Source organism: Streptomyces boluensis, from assembly GCF_009908195.1.
In the GTDB taxonomy this organism is placed as follows: Bacteria; Actinomycetota; Actinomycetes; order Streptomycetales; family Streptomycetaceae; genus Streptomyces; species Streptomyces boluensis.
The window spans coordinates 1-3,291 of sequence record NZ_JAAAHS010000581.1 but is presented as its reverse complement, the minus strand read 5'-3'; the positions used below and the strand labels follow the sequence as shown (position 1 = coordinate 3,291).

The window sequence follows — 3,291 nt, the reverse complement described above, 5'->3', positions numbered from 1 at the left end:
AACACAGTGGACGCGAGCAACTGAGGACAAGCCCTCGGCCTATTAGTACCGGTCAGCTCCACCCCTTACAGGGCTTCCACATCCGGCCTATCAACCCAGTCGTCTACTGGGAGCCTTAACCCCTCAAAGGGGGTGGGAATACTCATCTCGAAGCAGGCTTCCCGCTTAGATGCTTTCAGCGGTTATCCTTTCCGAACGTAGCCAACCAGCCATGCCCTTGGCAGGACAACTGGCACACCAGAGGTTCGTCCGTCCCGGTCCTCTCGTACTAGGGACAGCCCTTCTCAATATTCCTACGCGCACAGAGGATAGGGACCGAACTGTCTCACGACGTTCTAAACCCAGCTCGCGTACCGCTTTAATGGGCGAACAGCCCAACCCTTGGGACCGACTCCAGCCCCAGGATGCGACGAGCCGACATCGAGGTGCCAAACCATCCCGTCGATATGGACTCTTGGGGAAGATCAGCCTGTTATCCCCGGGGTACCTTTTATCCGTTGAGCGACGGCGCTTCCACAAGCCACCGCCGGATCACTAGTCCCGACTTTCGTCCCTGCTCGACCCGTCGGTCTCACAGTCAAGCTCCCTTGTGCACTTACACTCAACACCTGATTGCCAACCAGGCTGAGGGAACCTTTGGGCGCCTCCGTTACTCTTTGGGAGGCAACCGCCCCAGTTAAACTACCCATCAGACACTGTCCCTGATCCGGATCACGGACCGAGGTTAGACATCCAGCACGACCAGAGTGGTATTTCAACGACGACTCCACAACCACTGGCGTGGCCGCTTCAAAGTCTCCCACCTATCCTACACAAGCCGAACCGAACACCAATATCAAACTGTAGTAAAGGTCCCGGGGTCTTTCCGTCCTTCTGCGCGAAACGAGCATCTTTACTCGTAGTGCAATTTCACCGGGCCTATGGTTGAGACAGTCGAGAAGTCGTTACGCCATTCGTGCAGGTCGGAACTTACCCGACAAGGAATTTCGCTACCTTAGGATGGTTATAGTTACCACCGCCGTTTACTGGCGCTTAAGTTCTCAGCTTCGCACACCCGAAAGTGCACTAACCGGTCCCCTTAACGTTCCAGCACCGGGCAGGCGTCAGTCCGTATACATCGCCTTACGGCTTCGCACGGACCTGTGTTTTTAGTAAACAGTCGCTTCTCGCTGGTCTCTGCGGCCACCCCCAGCTCAGAGAGTAAATCTCATCACCAGGAATGGCCCCCCTTCTCCCGAAGTTACGGGGGCATTTTGCCGAGTTCCTTAACCATAGTTCACCCGAACGCCTCGGTATTCTCTACCTGACCACCTGAGTCGGTTTAGGGTACGGGCCGCCATGAAACTCGCTAGAGGCTTTTCTCGACAGCATAGGATCATCCACTTCACCACAATCGGCTCGGCATCAGGTCTCAGCCTCAATGTGTGACGGATTTGCCTATCACACGGCCTACACCCTTACCCCGGGACAACCACCGCCCGGGCTGGACTACCTTCCTGCGTCACCCCATCGCTTACCTACTACAAGTCTGGTTCGTCGGCTCCACCACTTTCCTTTCCCCGAAGGGTCCGGAACGGCTTCACGGACTTAGCATCGCCTGATTCGATATTGGGCGTTTCAAAGCGGGTACCGGAATATCAACCGGTTGTCCATCGACTACGCCTGTCGGCCTCGCCTTAGGTCCCGACTTACCCTGGGCAGATCAGCTTGACCCAGGAACCCTTAGTCAATCGGCGCACACGTTTCTCACGTGTGTATCGCTACTCATGCCTGCATTCTCACTCGTGAACCGTCCACAACTCGCTTCCGCGGCTGCTTCACCCGGCACACGACGCTCCCCTACCCATCACAGCGGGCGTTGGCCCTATTGCTGCAATGACACGACTTCGGCGGTACGCTTGAGCCCCGCTACATTGTCGGCGCGGAATCACTTGACCAGTGAGCTATTACGCACTCTTTCAAGGGTGGCTGCTTCTAAGCCAACCTCCTGGTTGTCTCTGCGACTCCACATCCTTTCCCACTTAGCGTACGCTTAGGGGCCTTAGTCGATGCTCTGGGCTGTTTCCCTCTCGACCATGGAGCTTATCCCCCACAGTCTCACTGCCGCGCTCTCACTTACCGGCATTCGGAGTTTGGCTAAGGTCAGTAACCCGGTAGGGCCCATCGCCTATCCAGTGCTCTACCTCCGGCAAGAAACACACGACGCTGCACCTAAATGCATTTCGGGGAGAACCAGCTATCACGGAGTTTGATTGGCCTTTCACCCCTAACCACAGGTCATCCCCCAGGTTTTCAACCCTGGTGGGTTCGGTCCTCCACGACCTCTTACAGCCGCTTCAACCTGCCCATGGCTAGATCACTCCGCTTCGGGTCTAGAGCGTGCAACTCAAACGCCCTATTCGGACTCGCTTTCGCTACGGCTTCCCCACACGGGTTAACCTCGCTACACACCGCTAACTCGCAGGCTCATTCTTCAAAAGGCACGCAGTCACGACTGACAGCACAAGTGCTGCCAGCGACGCTCCCACGGCTTGTAGGCACACGGTTTCAGGTACTATTTCACTCCGCTCCCGCGGTACTTTTCACCATTCCCTCACGGTACTATCCGCTATCGGTCACCAGGGAATATTTAGGCTTAGCGGGTGGTCCCGCCAGATTCACACGGGATTTCTCGGGCCCCGTGCTACTTGGGTGTCTCTCAAACGAGCCGCTGATGTTTCGACTACGGGGGTCTTACCCTCTACGCCGGACCTTTCGCATGTCCTTCGCCTACATCAACGGTTTCTGACTCGTCTCACAGCCGGCAGACTGTGAAAGAGAGATCCCACAACCCCGCACACGCAACCCCTGCCGGGTCTCACACGTATACGGTTTGGCCTCATCCGGTTTCGCTCGCCACTACTCCCGGAATCACGGTTGTTTTCTCTTCCTGAGGGTACTGAGATGTTTCACTTCCCCTCGTTCCCTCCACATGCCCTATGTGTTCAGGCATGGGTGACAGCCCATGACGACTGCCGGGTTTCCCCATTCGGAAACCCCCGGATCAAAGCCTGGTTGACGGCTCCCCGGGGACTATCGTGGCCTCCCACGTCCTTCATCGGTTCCTGGTGCCAAGGCATCCACCGTGCGCCCTTAAAAACTTGGCCACAGATGCTCGCGTCCACTGTGCAGTTCTCAAACAACGACCAACCACCCATCACCCCGGAACCAGCGTTCCGAGTGCACTGGGGTCGGCACTGAAGGCAGCCACAATCGGCCGTACCCTCAGACACCCAACAGCGTGCCCGACAC

Annotated in this window: 1 rRNA gene; it reads right to left on the bottom strand. The window is 56.9% G+C overall.

The annotated features are described in order from the left end of the window. Window positions 1–22: 22 nt before the first annotated feature. Window positions 23–3,146: ribosomal RNA gene (locus GUY60_RS36150) — 23S ribosomal RNA — on the bottom strand. Window positions 3,147–3,291 lie beyond the last annotated feature (145 nt).